Source organism: Streptomyces sp. NPDC055140 (genome assembly GCF_053607285.1).
Genome location: NZ_JBSGTG010000046.1, coordinates 1 through 15,571, shown reverse-complemented (window position 1 = coordinate 15,571; position 15,571 = coordinate 1). Strand labels below are relative to the sequence as shown.

Genomic DNA, 15,571 nt, shown 5'->3' with positions numbered 1-15,571 from the left:
AGTCTGTGGCGGCACCGCGACTTCCGTCTCTACTGGACCGGGCAGGCCACCGACGTCCTGGGGGTCATCGCTCAGCTCGGTCGCCATCCCCCTGGTCGCGGTCGTCACCCTGCACGCCACCGCCTGGGAGGCGGCCGTGCTCGCCGCCGTGCAGAAGACCCCGCCTCTGCTGTTCTCCCTCCCGGCCGGCGCCTGGGCCGACCGGCTCCGCAAACGGCCGTTGATGATCGCCGCGGACCTCGGCTGCGCCGCGGCGATGGCCACCATCCCGCTCGCCGCCGCGACCGACCGGCTCACGCTGGTGCAGCTGTGGCTCGTGGCGTTCACGATCGGGTCCTGCCAGGTCATCGGCATGGCGGCGAGCCTGTCGGACATCCCCGGCCTGCTGTACCCCGACCAACTACTGCAGGCACACTCGAAGTTGGCCAGCGCGAACACTCTGGCGGACGTCGGCGGCCCGGCTCTCGCCGGCGCGCTGATCGGCGTCATCGGCGCCGCCCGCGCGGTCGCCGTCGACGCCGCCTCCTACATCGTCAGCGCCTGGTGCACCTTCAGGATCCGCACGCCCGATCCCGAACCACAACCGACGGCCACCAGGCGCTCCCTGCGCCGGGAAATCCACGAAGGGCTCTCCTACACCTGGCGACACCCCGCGATCGGACCGCTGGTCACCACGAACATGCTCACCTCGACCGTCCTGGCCGGCACCAACGCGATCTGGGTCGTCTACCTGCTACGCGACCTCCACTGGTCCCCACAGGTATTCGCCGTCGTCACGGCGATCGGCGCGAGCGGCGGCTTCCTCGCCTCCCTCGTCGCCAAACGCCTGACCGATCGGCTCGGAGCCGGTCCCGTCATGATCAGCGCGCTCGCACTCGCCCCTGCCGGCCAGCTCCCACTGCTGATGGCACGGCCCGGCCCTTCCGGCCAACTGACCATCGGCTGTGGTCTGTTCGTTCAGCTCTTCGGTGCCGTCACGCACGGCCTGACCCAGCGGACCGTACGCCAGCGCGCCTACGCGGCAGAGATGCAAGGACGGATGCAGGCCACAGGGCAGTGGACCGCTTTCGGTCTGCGCCCGGTCGCGGCCCCTCTCGCCGGCGCCGCCAGCACCGGTATCAGCCTGCACACCATCTTGACCATCGGCGCCTGCCTGCTCGTCCTGCCGCCGATCCGGCTTGTGCTCACCCCGTTGCGCACCCTGAGCCTCGCCACCACACCGGCATCATGACGAAGCGCCCCGACCCGAGCTCCGACCGTGCCACCGCCGCCGAGGAGGGCACTCCATGGCCACCGCCCGACTCGCCACTCCCGCCGACGCCGGCGAGATCACCAGGCTCCGGTCCGAACTCCTGCTGTCCCAACCCCTCGACGAAGGCCGGTTCGCGATCTGTACGGACAACCTGGCTTCCCGGCCGGCCCCGGACGGCGACGCCCTGGCCTACGTCATCCACGCCCCCTCCGGCGGTCTTGTAGGTTCTCGTTTCCGATGTCCCCTAGCGTGACACTGACCAGCACCGATGCTCGCGTCTCACGGGCGGTCCCCCGCGCGTTCGTCTCACTTCCGTGTTCTTTTCCGAGCTCTCCGGCGGGAGTCCGGACGAACGAAGGGAGCCGGCCGCGGCCATAGCCCGGGTCAGTGACCGATCGGACCCCACCCGGCAGGTGCCAGGCGCGGTGCCGGACCTGTGCACGGGCGCCAGCCGGTTCCCGGCGGACGGGCTGGAGTTACGTGAGCGGGGCTGCCTTCGCGACCCAGTCGATGTGGTGGTCAAACTGCCAGGCCATCTTCTCCGGGTTGATCAGCTTCATGGTCGCCGGCATCACGAGGTCGCGCAGTACACGGCCGACCGGGCCCGCGGTCTTGTTGCTGTTCGTGCGGGCGCCGAGCTTGATGATGCGTTCGACGCGGGGGCGGCGCAGTTGTTCGTAGGCCGCGAAGGCCTGGTTGTAGGGCAGGTCCCTCAGGCAGCGCGCCAGTTCGACGGCGCTTTCGGCGGCGATGGAGGCGCCCTGCCCGGAGCTGGACGACGCGGCATGGGCCGCGTCGCCGATCAGGGTCATGCGGCCGCGGGTCCAGGTCGTAACCCTCGGCATGTTCTCCATCGGGCCGGTGATGAGGAGCTGGCCGACGTCGGTGCGGCTGATCATCTCGAGGGCCGGGGTGCGGTCGTCGGCGAAGGCGGTCAGCAGGGTGCGCATCCACTCGTTCGCGCCGAACACCTGGGCCTCGGCGACTGTCATCGGGGCACGGTGAGGCAGGTTCGCGAACCATACCGCCGAGGAGTCGTCGAAGATCTGGTATCCGAAGAATGCACGCTTGCCGAAACACATGTACATGACGCCGTTGGTGGAGGGCATCCCTGATTGGTGCATCCGCGCGCCGAAGCAGACCAGGCCGGCGTAGTTCGGCTCTGGTGCAGCCGGGTCGATCAGGGTGCGGACCGTGGAGCGGATGCCGTCGGCGCCGATGAGGATATCGGCGTTCGCCTGCGTACCGTCCGCGAAGTGCGCGGTGACGCCGGAGCCGGTGTCCGTCGTCCCGGTCAGCCGCTTGCCGTGGTGGATGGGGACGGAGCGGCGCTCCGCCTCGTCGTAGAGCGCACGGTAGAGATCGGCGCGCCAGACGAACTGCAGGGACGGGAGGCGGGAGGGCGGGGCGAACTGCGCGAGGTGCTTACCCGTCCAGCTCCGTAGACCCATCTCGGTGACTGGTGTGCCGATGGCGCGGACGATGTCGCCCGCGCCGATCGCGTCGAGGGCGTTCTGGCCGTTCGGGGCGATGGTCATGCCGCCTCCGGCCCCATCGGCCGTGGAGTCGTACGCCTCGTAGACCACGGCCTCAATGCCTGCACGGCGGAGGGCCATGGCGGCGACCGGGCCTGCGATACCGCCGCCGATGACGAGCGCGGTGCGGGCTTTGCCGATGCGAGTCATGACTGGTGCCCCCTCGCGGGGTCGTCGATCGTCGGAACGTCGCCGGTCTTGTGTGCACGGCGCACATCCTGGACGTACGCACGGGAGAACATCGCCGACAGGAGCGCGATGCCACCGCGGTGGATGCGGATCTCGCTGTTCGTCGCGGAGCCGGACAGATGGACAAGGCGGCCAGCCGCCTTGTCGCCGTCGGATGAGGACTGGGAGTCCTTGATCTTGCCGCGAGCGGTCCACCTCAGGTTCCAGTGGTCGATGGCGGTGCCGTCGTCGACGAGCAGCTTGACCATGGCCCGGTCCATGTCGAGGTGAATCTCGACGTCGTCGGGGAGGTCGGGGGAACGGAGGTCGAGGACGGCAGCGCCATGGCGGGCCTTGATCTCGAAGTGTCCGGCCTCGGTCCAGTTGCCCAGGTGCTTGACGAGGCCGTGGTCGGAGTGGATGCGCTCGGTGAGGGACATCTCGGTGGTTCCTCTCTGGACGGTGTTGCGCTGACGATTCGATAGTTGCACTGAAACTAGTTTCTCGTCAACTAGTTATGCTGGGGCTAAAATGACGTCCATGACCACATCTGCTCCCCGCAGCTCCCCGCTCGCCCTGACCGTCCTGGCTTTGCTGCACTACAAGCCGCTGCACCCGTACGGCATCCAGCGCCTGGTCAAGGACTGGGGCAAGGAGCAAGTCGTCAACGTCAGGCAGCGTGCGAGCCTCTACCGCACGATCGAGCGACTCAATGGCGACGGGCTGATCGCGGTACGCGAGACCGGGCGCGATCAGCAGTACCCCGAGCGGACCGTGTACGAAGTCACTGACACGGGGCGCGAGATCGCCCACGCCTGGCTGGAGGAGATGCTCTCCACACCCAAGCAGGAGTTCCCGGAGTTCCCGGCCGCCCTCTCGAATCTGCTGCTGCTCACGCCCGAAGAGATGGCAGACGTACTGGAGCGGCGGGCCGACGCCCTCGCGGAGAAGCTCGACGGACTGGAAGCGGCCATGGCCGCAGAGACAGATCAAGGGCTGCCGCGCATCACCCGTCTGGAGACCGAGTACCTGCAGGCCGTGACGGCCGCAGAGCTGGAGTGGGTGCGCGCGGTGGTCGAAGACCTGCGAGCCGGCAGCCTCTCGTCATCGAAGGAGCAGCTGGACGCGCTCGCGGCGGGGCAGGTGCAATAGTGAGCCCGCCACGGGCACGTCCGGGGACGGCCTGAAGCGTTGCGCTCTCGCGAGGTCAAACCCCAGCCGTTCGTCTCACTTCTGTGTCCTTTGGGCCGGGCAAGGGACATCGCCTGTGAGACAGGGACACAGAGAATGCGAACCTACAGGTCTGGCCTCCTGCGCGCCCTCGCCTGAATCCACTCCGTGCCCCCCGCGCCCAAGTACCCAAAGGGCCCCTCAAGGGGATGCAGTTGAACGTCACCCTGATGTCCGACCCGCGCGTAGCCGGCATCACTATCCAGGACTGCGACGAACCGCTCGTCGATGTCCGCTCCTGCAGCCATCTGCTGGTCGACGACAGTTGCACAAAGGCGATGGCAGCCTGCCCCCGTCCTACATCACCTCCGTAGACGAACCGCGTGCGCGGCCACGGCTGTGCGACAAGCCATCGGGTGAGCAGCCGGGGCGAGGCGGTCTTCAGGATGTGGAGGATGGTGGTCATGGATATCCGGCAGCTTGAGTACTTCCTCGCGATTGTTGATCACGAGGGTTTCAACCGGGCGGCGTCAGCTCTGTACATTTCTCAGCCTTCACTTTCCCAGGCTGTTCAGGCTCTGGAGCGGGATCTGGGCAGCAATCTGTTCCATCGGATCGGCCGCCGGGCCGTTCTCACCGAGGCGGGGACAGCGTTGATCGAACCGGCCCGGGCGGCTGTGCGGAGCCTGCAGACGGCTCGCGCCAGCGTCGCGGCCGTGCACGAACTGCGCCAGGGGCGACTGGACATCGCCGCGATGCCGTCCCAGGCCGTGGAGCCGCCGACCACGATGATCCGCGCGTTCAGCGGCCGGTATCCCGGGGTGTCGGTGAACATCCGGGCCGCCTTCACCGCGCGCGATGTCGTGGACATGGCCCTCTCCAAGGCCGTCCTGGCCGACCAGATGGAGCTGCTCGACCAGAGCTGCGCGCCAATTCGATCAGGTCCCTTGCCGGCATGCAGGCGCCATTGCGGGGGATCCCCGGTATCCGAAACCGGAGATCCCCCGGGCTGGTGGCGGTCCACCGCCACCGCCCATCCGCCCGCCGCCCGCCGCCCGCCGCCCGCCAAAGGAGGCTCCGCGACCCTTGCCTCAAACCGGTGCGCTTCGTTGGTAGTTCACACTCCCCGTCCCTCCAGCTCACACGGGCGCGTCACAGGATCACCCAAAGCCCGCTCAGGCTTTCCTCTGCATGCTGCTCCGGGCAGGGTTGGCCTGCTCCGCCGCTTTGGGGTCCTTGTCGTCCGCCTTGGCTCGCACGCCCTGCTGGATGCGGTCGCCGAGGGACTTGTCGATGTTGGACCAGTACTCCAGGGCCCTGGCGAGGACGGGTTCACTCACCCCGTTGAGCAGGTGCCCGACGACGTTGTCCACGAGACGTTCGCGCGCGGCATCGTCGAGGACCTCGCGCACCAACGTGCCCGCCTGACCCCAGTCGTCGTCATCGACATGGTCGACGTACGCGGCGCGCGTGATGTCGCCGTCCGCGTGCCAGCTGGGCGGCGCGTAGCGGCCCGTGTCGGCTGCCGGGCCGCCCTTGGAGTTGGGGGCGTAGACCGGGTCCTCGGTCTTTCGGTAGGCCATGGCTCCGTCTTTGGAGTATGTGTTCAGCGGCGCGATGGGAGCGTTGACCGGAAGCTGCTGGTAGTTGCCGCCAATGCGGTGACGGTGCGCGTCGGCGTACGAGAAGAGTCGCGCCAGCAGCATGCGGTCGGGGCTGGGGCCGATACCGGGGACGAGGTTGTTGGGCTGGAACGCGGCCTGTTCGATCTCGGCGTGATGGTCCGTGGGGTTGCGGTCGAGGGTCATCCGGCCGACCTCGATCAGCGGGTAGTCGCTGTGCGGCCACACCTTGGTCAGGTCGAACGGGTTGAAGCGGTAGGTGGCCGCGTCGTCGTACGGCATGACCTGCACCTTGAGCGTCCAGCTCGGGTACTCGCCGTCCCGGATGTGCTCGAAGAGATCCCGGGTGTGGTAGTCGGTGTCGACCGCACACATCTGGTCACCCTCGTCCTGGGTGAAGAACTCGATGCCCTGGTCGGTCTTGAAGTGGTATTTCACCCAGAACCGCTCGCCCTGCGCGTTGATCCACATGTACGTGTGCGAGGTGTAGCCGTTCATGTGGCGCCAGGTGCGCGGGATGCCCCGGTCGCCCATGAGCCAGGTGACCTGGTGCGCGGACTCGGGTGAGAGGGTCCAGAAGTCCCACTGCATGTCGTGGTCGCGGAGGTTGTTGTCCGCACGGCGTTTCTGGGAGCGGATGAAGTGCTGGAACTTCATCGGATCCTTCACGAAGAAGACCGGGGTGTTGTTCCCCACCATGTCGTAGTTGCCATCGGCGGTGTAGAACTTCACCGCGAATCCGCGCGGGTCACGCCAGGTGTCGGGGCTCCCGCGCTCGCCGGCGACGGTCGAGAACCGGGTCACCAGATCGGTGCGCGTGCCCGGCTGGAAGAGGGCGGCCTTCGTGTAGGCGCTCACGTCTGCGGTGACTTCGAAGTGGCCGAAGGCGCCGCTGCCCTTGGCGTGCGGCTGCCGCTCAGGAATGCGCTCCCGGTTGAACTGCGCCATCTGCTCGATCAGATAGGAGTCCTGCAGGAGGATCGGGCCACCGGCACCGACGGTGAGCGAGTGCTCGTCGCTCTCGACCGGAACGCCGGCATCCGTGGTGGTCGCCTTGCCTGTGACGTCGTTCATGAGCTGCGTGCGCCTTTCGATCGGTGTGTCCGTCGCGCCGCGAGGTCGGGCCCGCTGCTACGGAGGGTCGCGGCAGGGCAGTTTCGCGGCTGATCGGCAGATACGTGGGCGTGCTGGTTCACATCCAGCCTGCGGCTTTTTCGCCTATTCGGCTCTTTTTCCTGCTCGGCCTCCTACTGGGTGATCTCTCGGCGGCCGGGATCCGAGTGGCCCGTCCATGCCGCCGAAACGTGCGGGGCCCGGTTTCCCGGGGCTGACGTCAGCGTCCGCCGGGACTGGTGAGGTTCTCGCGGATCTTGGCGATGGCGAAGCCCCAGCCCTGCTGGACGGTCGCCTTGGCGGGCACGGCGATCTCCTCCGGGTTGGTCAGGACGTCCAGGAGCACCGGTCCCTGTGTGGCGAAGGCCCGGCTGACGCCCTCGGCCAGGTCCTCGCCCCGGCTCACCCGGATGCCGGTGATGCCGAGCGCCTCGGCGACCGCGGCGAAATCCGGGTTGTCGAGCTCCGTCCCGAATTCCGGCAGGCCCGCCTGCTCCTGCTCCAGCTTCACCATCCCGAGGCGCTGGTTGTCGAAGACGACGAGCTTCACCGGCAGCCGCCGGCTGCGGACGGTCATGAGATCGCCGAGGAGCATCCCGAGTCCGCCGTCACCGCAGAAGGCGACGACCTGCCGGTCGGGGTCCAGGAGTTGTGCGCCGATCGCCTGCGGCATCGCGTTGGCCATCGAGCCGAGGTTGTAGGAGCCGAGCAGGCGGCGGGATCCACGCATCTCGACGAAGCGTGACAGCCAGACGGTGGCCATGCCGGTGTCCGAGGTGAAGACCGCGTCGTCGGCCGCCAGGGCGTCCACGGCGGCGGCCAGCGCCTCCGGGCGTACCAGGTGGTCGCGGTTGTCGAAGGCGGACCGCACCTTGCCGATCAGCCCGCGGTCGTGGCCTGGCGCTGCCAGCCGCTGCTGTCCTTCCTGCCATGTGCCGAACTTCTCGCGCGCGTCGTCCAGGTGTTCGCGGTCCGTGCGCCGCTCCAGCCGTTCCAGGAGCCCCCGCACCGTGGGACCGACGTCGGCGGCGAGAGCCACGTCGACCGGGACACGTCGGCCGATGTGCTCGGCGACCCGATCGACCTGGACGACGTTCTTGCCCTGCGGGTACCACTCCCGGTAGGGAAAGTCGGTGCCGAGCAGCAACAGGGTGTCCGCCGCGTCCATCGCGTGCGCGGCGGCCGGATTGCCGATCAGACCGGTCTGGCCGACTTGGTACGGGTTGTCGCCCTCGAAGCCTTCCTTCGCCTTGAGCGTGAGCACCATGGGCGCGGCCAGCCGCTCGGCGAGGGCGAGAACGTCCTCGCGGGCACCGCGCGCTCCGCGGCCGACAAGCATCGTGACCTTGCCGCCGTCGCGGAGGGCATCGGCCGCCTCGTCCAGTACCGGATCGTCGGGCCGGTTGGCGGAACCGGCCACGGAGAGCCGGGCCGGCCGGTCCGCCGGCAGTTCCTGGTCGCCGATGTCGCCGGGGACGGTCAGCACGGCCACACCGCGCCGCCCGATCGCGGTCCGCACCGCGATCTCCAGCAGACCGGGCATCTGCTCCGCAGACGTGACGGTGGCGCGGAACACGGCGACGTCGCGGAAGAGCAGATCGTTGTCGACCTCCTGGAAGTAATCCGTGCCCACCTCCGCGAGAGGCACCTGGCCGGCGACGGCAAGCACCGGGGTTCCGCTCTTCGCCGCGTCGTACAGACCGTTCAGCAGGTGCACGGAGCCAGGTCCCACGGTGCCCATGCAGACCCCTAGGGTGTCGGTGAGCTGGGACTGGGCCCCGGCGGCGAACGCAGCGGCCTCCTCGTGCCGACATCCGACCCATTCGACGGACCCGGACGCGCGGATGGCATCGGTGAGGGGATTGAGGGCATCCCCCACCACGCCGAAGACATGGCGTACTCCGAGTTCCTCCAAGGCGTCGATCATGACGCGGGCCACGGTTCGACTCATCGGGTGTGTCTCCTCTCGAACGACTCGAAAAACTCGAATGATCGGTGCGCGTTGCCGTCCACGCTTCCTCGGACATCGCCGTCAGGAGGCAAAGGTGTCCGGATCCGCTGCCTGCCAGTCAGCGGCCCAGCTCTCGGGCGGTTCGGCGAGCAGTTCGCCCGGGGACAGCCACTCGTACAGTTCGGCGTAGGACCGGAACCCACCATGGTCCTCTCGGCGCCGCAGCAGCCGAGGGCCCAGTTCCGCGGTGTCCCGTACGCCCATCGCGGCCATGATCTGCAGCGCGCTTTCCACGGTGGCCTGTTGGTAGCGCGCGACGCGCGCGGCCTTGTCTACGACGTCGAGGGCGCGGGCCCGGCGCGGATCCTGGGTGGTCACACCGGTCGGGCAATGGTTGGTGTGACAGCGCTGGGCTTGGATGCACCCGACAGCGAACATCATCGCCCGGGCCGCGTTGGTGTAGTCGGCGCCCATGGCCAGGCGCTTGACGATGTCGGAACCCGTCGCCACCTTGCCGCTCGCACCGATCCGGATCCCTTCCCTCAGCCCTGTGCCGGTCAGGGCGCTGTGCACGGTGAAGAGGCCATCGGTGAGCGGCATGCCGAGATGGTCGGCGAATTCGAGCGGCGCCGCGCCGGTGCCGCCCTCCGCGCCGTCCACCACGATGAAGTCCGGAGCGATCCCTTCCTCCCCCATGGCTTTGCACACGGCGAGGAACTGTGTCCTGGATCCGGGGCACAGCTTGAAACCCACCGGTTTGCCCCTCGCCAGTTCCCGCATCCGGGCCAGGAACCGGACGAGCTCGCGCGGAGTGGAGAAGACGCGGTGGTACGGCGGCGACACGACGGTCTCGCCTTCGGGGACACCTCGCACCGAAGCGATCTCGCCGTTCACCTTGCTGCCCGGGAGGACACCTCCGATCCCGGGTTTGGCCCCCTGCGACAGCTTGAGCGACACACAGCGCACGGACGGATGGGCGGCCTTCTCGGCGAACTGCCGCGCGTCGAAGTCCCCGTCACTGGTGCGGCAGCCGAAGTAACCCGTGCCGATCTCCCAGACGAGGTCGCCGCCGGGGCGCAGATGGTACGTCGACAGGCCTCCCTCGCCGGTGTCGTGTGCGAACCCGCCGCGTGCCGCACCCGTGTTCAGAGCCACGACGGCGTTTGCCGAGAGCGAGCCGAAGCTCATCGCCGAGACATTGAGCAGGGCCATGTCGTACGGATCCGTGCAGTCGGGGCCGCCGATCCCGACGCGGGGCGGCGTGTCGGGCACATCCACCGGGGCCATGGACGGCACGAGGAACTCGTAGCCACGCTCATTCATGTCGCGCTCACTGCCGAACGGTTCCTCGGCAGCGACGCCCTTGGCCCGCTCGTAGACGATGCTGCGGGTGTCCCGGTCGAAGGGCCTGCCGTCGTAGTTGCGCTCCACGAAGTACTGCTGCAGTTCCGGGCGCAGTCTCTCCATGAGGAAGCGCAGGTGGCCGAGCACGGGATAGTTGCGCAGCACAGAGTGCCGACGCTGGACCAGGTCGTACACACCGGTCAGTGCCACGGCCGTGAGAGGGGCCGCAGCGAACCACCACCACTGAGATGCCGAGACAGCGAGAAGCGAACTGCCCAGCGCGCAGGCCGTCAACAGCCCCACCGTTGCGAAACGCGTCATTGGTCCTCGTCGTCCTCGTCCAACCGGTCCGCGGCTCCGGCGAGTCCGCGTCACTGCTGTCGTGGGCACAGCGAGGGGCCACCCACACGCCCCCGTTCTGTGCCGATGTCTGGTCAGATCGTGGGGCGACCAGGGGGCATCAGCCCCGCGCCCGGAGTCCCCGGAGCGTCGTAGTACCTGCCGACCTGCTCGTGACAGCCGGCGTCGCCCAGGTGTTTGTCCTTGTCGAACTCCGGCGCGCTCTTGATCTGGGCCTTGGTACGCGCGACCTGAATCGTCGTCGCCTCGGCGTCGATGCCGGTGATGGTGTCCGTCGGCAGCAGGACCTCCTTGCCGAAGATCCACACGCCGGTGTCGACCACGATGTACTGCGAGCCGACGTCGTTGGAGTGCTTGTCGACCTTGCCGATGTGCCCGTCCGTGGCCTCGACCTCATAGCCCGTCAGATCGGCTTCCTGAGTGTGACCAGCACTGGCCGGGTAACTCCAGATGTTCTCGGTCATTGGGGTGCCTCCGTACTTCAGCCGCACGCACAGGCGGTGCGGACTGCACCGTGCGTCCTGTCCGGCGACACCCTCCGACTGTCCGAGCTCCCAGCCGCTAAACAAACCCGTTCACACATGGCTGGAATCACGGAAACGGAAACAGCGGTGAACTCCGGTGCACGTGGGTTCCTCTCCTGGCCCGGCGCATGCGCGCATCCGAGCGGTCGTCAAGAGACCCCCGGATCACGCATGTCGGCGAACGCAGCGGGTACCCGAAGGCGACCGACACCATCCAACACTGGAGGCGAATCCCATGGGATTAGGCGGATGCATTCTGCTCATCGGCGCAGGCGCCATTCTCACGTTCGGCACCGACTGGCAGATGCGGAGCGTCAACCTCGATGTGGTCGGCACGATCATGATGATCGTCGGCGTCATCGGTGTACTGGCTTTCACCAGCATCGCCAAACGCAGGCGGGTCGTCGTGCCATCGTCCACTTCCCTCATCGACGAAGAGCGAGATCGCCGTCTCTGATACGGGGCGACAGGTTTGCCGCGAACACCGGTAGGCCACGGGCGACGGTCCGCACCTCCGGCGCGTCGGGTCCCAATAGACCCGCACTCAAGGCGAGTTGAGGCGCCGGTACCGAAAGGTGATCGACGCGCTTCCACTCAAACACAGCCCCGGGACGCCGTGGACCGCCCCCTGCCCAAGACGTTCGGGTCAGGGAAGGCGTTCACAACCGGCTGCGCAAGTGGCCAGCTGACGGCCCCTGGGAGGAACGTTCACCGCTCTGCTCGTCCAGGCCGACTCCGAGGCGACTGCGCCGACGCCGTCGACTGCACGATCCCCCCGTGCCCACCATCCCCGGCAGGGCCCCCGACCGAAGGCGCCCCTGCCGGGGAACCGGACGCCCATGCATCAGACATCTCTCCCGCCCAGGTCCCCACACACCGACAAGTTCGCCAGGCGCAAGAACCATGGCCGGTCGGTGGCAGGATCCCTGCTTTCGACAACTGCCTACCGGGCAACTCTGTGGAGCGGTGCATCAAGCTGAAGCGATGGCGCGGCCTGGCCGCACTGAAACATCGTGGGTGTCTTCATCTGGCCCGCAGGTTTCGAAAACGCCTCTAGCCCTGCTTGGCGTTCCTCTCTTGTTCGATGAGCTGGTTGGCCTTCTGCTGCGAGCTCGGCTCGTCCGCCAGGCCGCCCATGACGTCGGCCACGTCTACGCCTGTGCTGTCGAAATACCGCCCGGCGATCTCCTTCTGCTTCGACAGTGACTGCTCCTTCAGCCATCGCTGGTTGTCCGCGCTGATCAGGTGCATCAGGGCACTGACCGGATCCGTGCCGTGACCGAGGACTTCGGTCATGGGGATCTCCTTTCGTGGAAGGGGGCCGTCCCCGAAGGCTGGGTGACGGCCGACGGGCGCCTGTACCGAAAGTCCTGCCCGAGGCATGCAGGAGACAGCCGCAGCCTGCTCGCAATGCACTCCATTGAGGGAGCTAGCCGGTCGGCCAGGAGGTCAGGTCGGTGTGATGCGCGCGTATAGCCGAGCACTGCCTCGCCTTCCCCGGCACTATCGGCACTGTCATCTTCCACCGCACAGGCATGAGATGACGTAACCCGCGCCAGCTTCACCGGCGTCACCTCCACCTCAGCGCGGAAGGCTACTCACTCGGCTCCACAGCATGGTTTCTCGAGCGGCCGTGACGTGGTCCGCACCGGTCTCCGGCCGCGGAGGTACCGGCCCGGTCTTCGCCGAACCGGGCCGGCCCACTTGCTCTTCGTACGCCCCTGTAATCGACGGGCAAAGGAGCCACGACGTAGGCGGCGCCGTGTCATCCAGTTGCCCCTCAGCCGAAGCCGATGAGACCGCTGCTTATGGGGCGGCCTTCTGGCGAGAACATGGCGGGGGTCGGCGGGCGCTGTCCGCGTCGCCCGGACGTGATCCCTCACGGCACCAGGCCTGGGCACCAACGCCCCGCGAGGCACAGCGGGGGTCCGAGACCAGTCACAGAATGCGCCTCCCCGCGCTTTCGCAGCAGCCTGCAGACGGACCCACGGCCGTACTCTCTCGGCTATCGGCCTCGGGGAAAATTGAGGTCTGGACGTGTTGGCCTGAAGGTTCGGCTGGTGTGTGATCAGCAGGCGCTGTTGCGGACGAGGACGAGTTCGGTGCTTGCCCGGCGTTGGGTGGGGCGCCGTGCGGACCGGTCGGAGACGAGGCTGGCGATCGCCAGATGTGTCTCGGCGTAGGTGTCACGGCGTCCGGTAAAGCGTCGCAAGGGTGTCCACTGCTGCAGCTCGGCGTTGGTGTGCTCGACACAGATCCGGGCCGAGGACTGGCGCCGCCGCGCTTCGTTCCAGGCCCGTTTGTCACCGTCGCTCGCCTCGCCCTTCGGCTTCTTCGGCGGGGCGGTGACCTGGTCGGGGAACTCCTTGGCCAGCCCGGCATACCCGGCGTCGACCTGAGACTTCACCGATGGGTGGAGCCGGAGCTGTTTGGCGATGCCCTCGGTGCGTAGGGCGGTCTGGTCGTGCATCCGGCCGGGCCGCACGACCCCGGACAGCAGCATTCGGCCCTGCCCGTCGCTGAACGTGGTGGTCTTGATCATATTCTGCCGACGTTTGCCCGAGATGAAGGCCCGGCGCCCGAGGACGGCCCGCCTGTGGGCGTCTGACCTGGGTCTCGGCGCCGTCGAGTCGAGGCTCGACCCCTTCGGCCTCAGCGTAAGCGAAGAGGTCCTCCAGTGTCCGCAGACGCATTCCGGGTCGGTCGGGCACCGCGAAACCACGGGCCGCAAGCGACGAGCGGACCTGCCGGATCGCCGTCGAAACGGTCGAGCGGTCGACGTCGTACAGCTCGGCGAGAACCTCGTGCGGCAGCTGATGGCGCAGGTGCACCAGGGTGAGAAGCAGCCGGTCGCAGAGGATCAGCTTCGGCTTGCGCCCGGCGCCCTACGGCGTTCACCGCCCCTGGCTTCGCGAAGTGCAGACTGTCGCGCTGCTTCCCACGGGGCGGCGAGTTCGGCGAACAACTCGCCGAAGTGTGCGCGGGAAACACCGGACAGGGCAAGATGGGAGCAGGCCGTGCGAGCCCAGGTCAGCTTCACAACCAGCCCAACCCGCACGGCCCTTCTCATGTCACGGCCAAATCAGCCGGGCCGTCGATGCGAGCGACAGAGCCACCTCACATGGGTTCGACCAGAGCCGCCCGCCACTCCGGGCGCGGATCAGCCCCAACGCTTGTCCAGTACTCCCGGCCGCGCACGATCTGTCCCTGCTCGACGGTCCAGAATGAGGCTGCGCGGAACACGCCGAACTCGTCATGCGGCACCTCGACCTCGGAGACCACCTCGTTGCCGTCAGCCACAATCCGCAGCACCCGAATCGACCAACCTCCCGGGTATTCGCTGTTCACCGCGACGAAGTTCTTGTTGCCAACGATGCGCTCCGCGCTGATCGGCCACTCCACCACGACGTCCTCTGCGACCAAACCGGCGACAGCTGACCAATCGCGCGCCTGGATCCGATCCCACAATGCCGCAACCACTCCTGAAGACTCCATGGGAGGCACCCTTGCACGAGCCACTGACACCCGGCCTTGGGGGTCCAGGAGTAACCTGGCACGCCCCTCAAGCAGCAGACCTCCCCGCCGCTAATAGATCCCAAGGTCGTAAGTCGATTCCCGGCTTCGCCGCAGCCACTTGTCCCGCGGGCAGCGACCCAACAGTCGATCCGACCCCGGACGGCAACCCTGACTGCCGACACACCTCAGTGGCCGATCTGCTGCGAAGACATAGCCATTTTCCGATTCACCCGCATCGATCTGGGCACTTGGTTGTGAACTGGGGCCGAACTCGCTGGAGGTGCGGCGTGGCGGTACGGCATCGTCTGATCAAGGTGACTCCGCAGACTGTTTGGTCCGTCCTCTCGGACGGCAGCCGATACGCGGAGTGGGTAGTAGGAACGTCGACCTCCGAGCCGGTGCGGGGGCAGTGGCCACAGGTGGACTCGGCGATCAGCTACGAAGTTCGCGTGGGCCCTCTGCGGCTCACCAACGAGACGGTTGTCCGACAGTGCGAAGAGGGCTCCGTTCTCGGATTGGAGGCAAAGGCAGGCGCGCTGGGAACGGCACGGATCGCAATCGAGCTCCACCCCTGGGGAAGGTACTGCCTGGTCATCGCTGACGAGCACCCACTGCAGGGAGTGAGCGGACTGCTCCACAACGTAACGGTGGAGGTGCTGATCCAACTACGGCATCGCGCAATGCTGGCCCGCCTCGCTCGGATCTGCGAGGCGCAACCCGAGGCCGAACAGCTGGAAGGCCTGCACAGGGGGCAAAGGTCAGCAGCTCACAGCACCGGCGGCGGCCATGCCTGACGCGGTGGTGATCGGAGCTGGCCCCAACGGGCTGGTGGCGGCCAACCTACTGGCGGACGAAGGAAGGTTCTAAGCGTCGCCGCAAGGCCGAGTCCAAGCCGGTCACGTTTCGGCCGCAGGCTGCGCGGCCGTATGACGACCGGTGTTTGAGCTGGCAGTACGACCAGCAGACCGTGTCCATCTGGACTGTGGACGGCCGGGTCAAGAACGTCTCATTCGTGT

At 67.6% G+C, this 15,571-nt stretch carries 13 protein-coding genes and 4 pseudogenes; 7 read left to right on the top strand and 10 right to left on the bottom strand.

All coding sequences use genetic code 11. The features are described from left to right. Positions 1-70: 70 nt before the first annotated feature. Together ACWFR4_RS43750 and ACWFR4_RS43745 are read left to right on the top strand one after the other, a co-directional pair. Positions 71-1,231: pseudogene (locus ACWFR4_RS43750) on the top strand (MFS transporter); the annotation flags it as partial. Between the two features lie 55 nt (positions 1,232-1,286). After that, entirely contained in the window at positions 1,287-1,505 is a 219-nt protein-coding gene (locus ACWFR4_RS43745) for a hypothetical protein (protein WP_453657050.1), read from the top strand. A 223-nt stretch (positions 1,506-1,728) separates the two neighbouring features. On the opposite strand, the gene ACWFR4_RS43740 is transcribed toward ACWFR4_RS43745, so the two are convergent. Both ACWFR4_RS43740 and ACWFR4_RS43735 read right to left on the bottom strand, forming a co-directional pair. Continuing rightward, positions 1,729-2,937 carry an FAD-dependent oxidoreductase gene (locus ACWFR4_RS43740; RefSeq protein ID WP_453657048.1) on the bottom strand — a complete coding sequence of 403 codons (1,209 nt, stop codon included), beginning with the start codon at positions 2,935-2,937 and terminating at the stop codon, positions 1,729-1,731. Next, positions 2,934-3,395, bottom strand: coding sequence for a hypothetical protein (locus ACWFR4_RS43735; RefSeq protein WP_453657046.1), 462 nt, complete (start codon positions 3,393-3,395; stop codon positions 2,934-2,936). The genes ACWFR4_RS43740 and ACWFR4_RS43735 overlap by 4 nt, the downstream gene beginning before the upstream one ends. 100 nt (positions 3,396-3,495) lie before the next feature. Here ACWFR4_RS43735 and ACWFR4_RS43730 point away from each other — a divergent pair, with 100 nt between their 5' ends. Next, entirely contained in the window at positions 3,496-4,107 is a 612-nt protein-coding gene (locus ACWFR4_RS43730) for a PadR family transcriptional regulator (RefSeq protein ID WP_453461371.1), read from the top strand. Positions 4,108-4,589: 482 nt separating this feature from the next. Further along, positions 4,590-5,015: pseudogene (locus tag ACWFR4_RS43725) on the top strand (LysR family transcriptional regulator); the annotation flags it as partial. A 285-nt stretch (positions 5,016-5,300) separates the two neighbouring features. On the opposite strand, the gene ACWFR4_RS43720 reads toward ACWFR4_RS43725, so the two are convergent. The 4 genes from ACWFR4_RS43720 to ACWFR4_RS43705 form a co-directional block, all read right to left on the bottom strand. Beyond that, complete coding sequence (locus ACWFR4_RS43720) at positions 5,301-6,821, bottom strand: catalase (protein ID WP_453657044.1); 1,521 nt, start codon at positions 6,819-6,821, stop codon at positions 5,301-5,303. A 259-nt stretch (positions 6,822-7,080) separates the two neighbouring features. Next, entirely contained in the window at positions 7,081-8,811 is a 1,731-nt protein-coding gene (locus ACWFR4_RS43715) for a thiamine pyrophosphate-dependent enzyme (protein ID WP_453657042.1), read from the bottom strand. Positions 8,812-8,892: 81 nt separating this feature from the next. Beyond that, the gene (locus ACWFR4_RS43710) at positions 8,893-10,476 is read right to left on the bottom strand and encodes an FMN-binding glutamate synthase family protein (RefSeq protein ID WP_453657040.1); all 1,584 of its coding nucleotides are present in this window, start codon (positions 10,474-10,476) and stop codon (positions 8,893-8,895) included. 113 nt (positions 10,477-10,589) lie between these two features. Beyond that, the gene (locus ACWFR4_RS43705) at positions 10,590-10,979 is read right to left on the bottom strand and encodes a PRC-barrel domain-containing protein (protein ID WP_453461353.1); all 390 of its coding nucleotides are present in this window, start codon (positions 10,977-10,979) and stop codon (positions 10,590-10,592) included. Between the two features lie 295 nt (positions 10,980-11,274). Between ACWFR4_RS43705 and ACWFR4_RS43700 the strand changes: the two genes are divergently transcribed. Then, on the top strand, positions 11,275-11,496 hold the full coding sequence (locus tag ACWFR4_RS43700; RefSeq protein ID WP_453461350.1) for a hypothetical protein: 222 nt from the start codon (positions 11,275-11,277) through the stop codon (positions 11,494-11,496). A gap of 596 nt (positions 11,497-12,092) precedes the next feature. Here the strand turns inward: ACWFR4_RS43700 and ACWFR4_RS43695 are convergent. From ACWFR4_RS43695 to ACWFR4_RS43680, 4 genes and pseudogenes are all read right to left on the bottom strand, one after another. Then, on the bottom strand, positions 12,093-12,335 hold the full coding sequence (locus ACWFR4_RS43695; RefSeq protein WP_453461347.1) for a hypothetical protein: 243 nt from the start codon (positions 12,333-12,335) through the stop codon (positions 12,093-12,095). Between the two features lie 772 nt (positions 12,336-13,107). Next, positions 13,108-13,761 (bottom strand): transposase family protein, encoded by a 654-nt coding sequence (locus ACWFR4_RS43690; RefSeq protein WP_453657038.1) that lies wholly within the window; start codon positions 13,759-13,761, stop codon positions 13,108-13,110. Between the two features lie 55 nt (positions 13,762-13,816). Next, positions 13,817-13,870, bottom strand: a pseudogene (locus tag ACWFR4_RS43685) (hypothetical protein); the annotation flags it as partial. Positions 13,871-14,156: 286 nt separating this feature from the next. Beyond that, complete coding sequence (locus ACWFR4_RS43680; RefSeq protein ID WP_453657036.1) at positions 14,157-14,534, bottom strand: nuclear transport factor 2 family protein; 378 nt, start codon at positions 14,532-14,534, stop codon at positions 14,157-14,159. Positions 14,535-14,842: 308 nt separating this feature from the next. Here ACWFR4_RS43680 and ACWFR4_RS43675 point away from each other — a divergent pair, with 308 nt between their 5' ends. Both ACWFR4_RS43675 and ACWFR4_RS43670 read left to right on the top strand, forming a co-directional pair. Continuing rightward, positions 14,843-15,349 carry an SRPBCC family protein gene (locus tag ACWFR4_RS43675; protein WP_453657034.1) on the top strand — a complete coding sequence of 169 codons (507 nt, stop codon included), beginning with the start codon at positions 14,843-14,845 and terminating at the stop codon, positions 15,347-15,349. Between the two features lie 59 nt (positions 15,350-15,408). Further along, a pseudogene (locus tag ACWFR4_RS43670) lies at positions 15,409-15,571 on the top strand (RNA-guided endonuclease TnpB family protein); the annotation flags it as partial.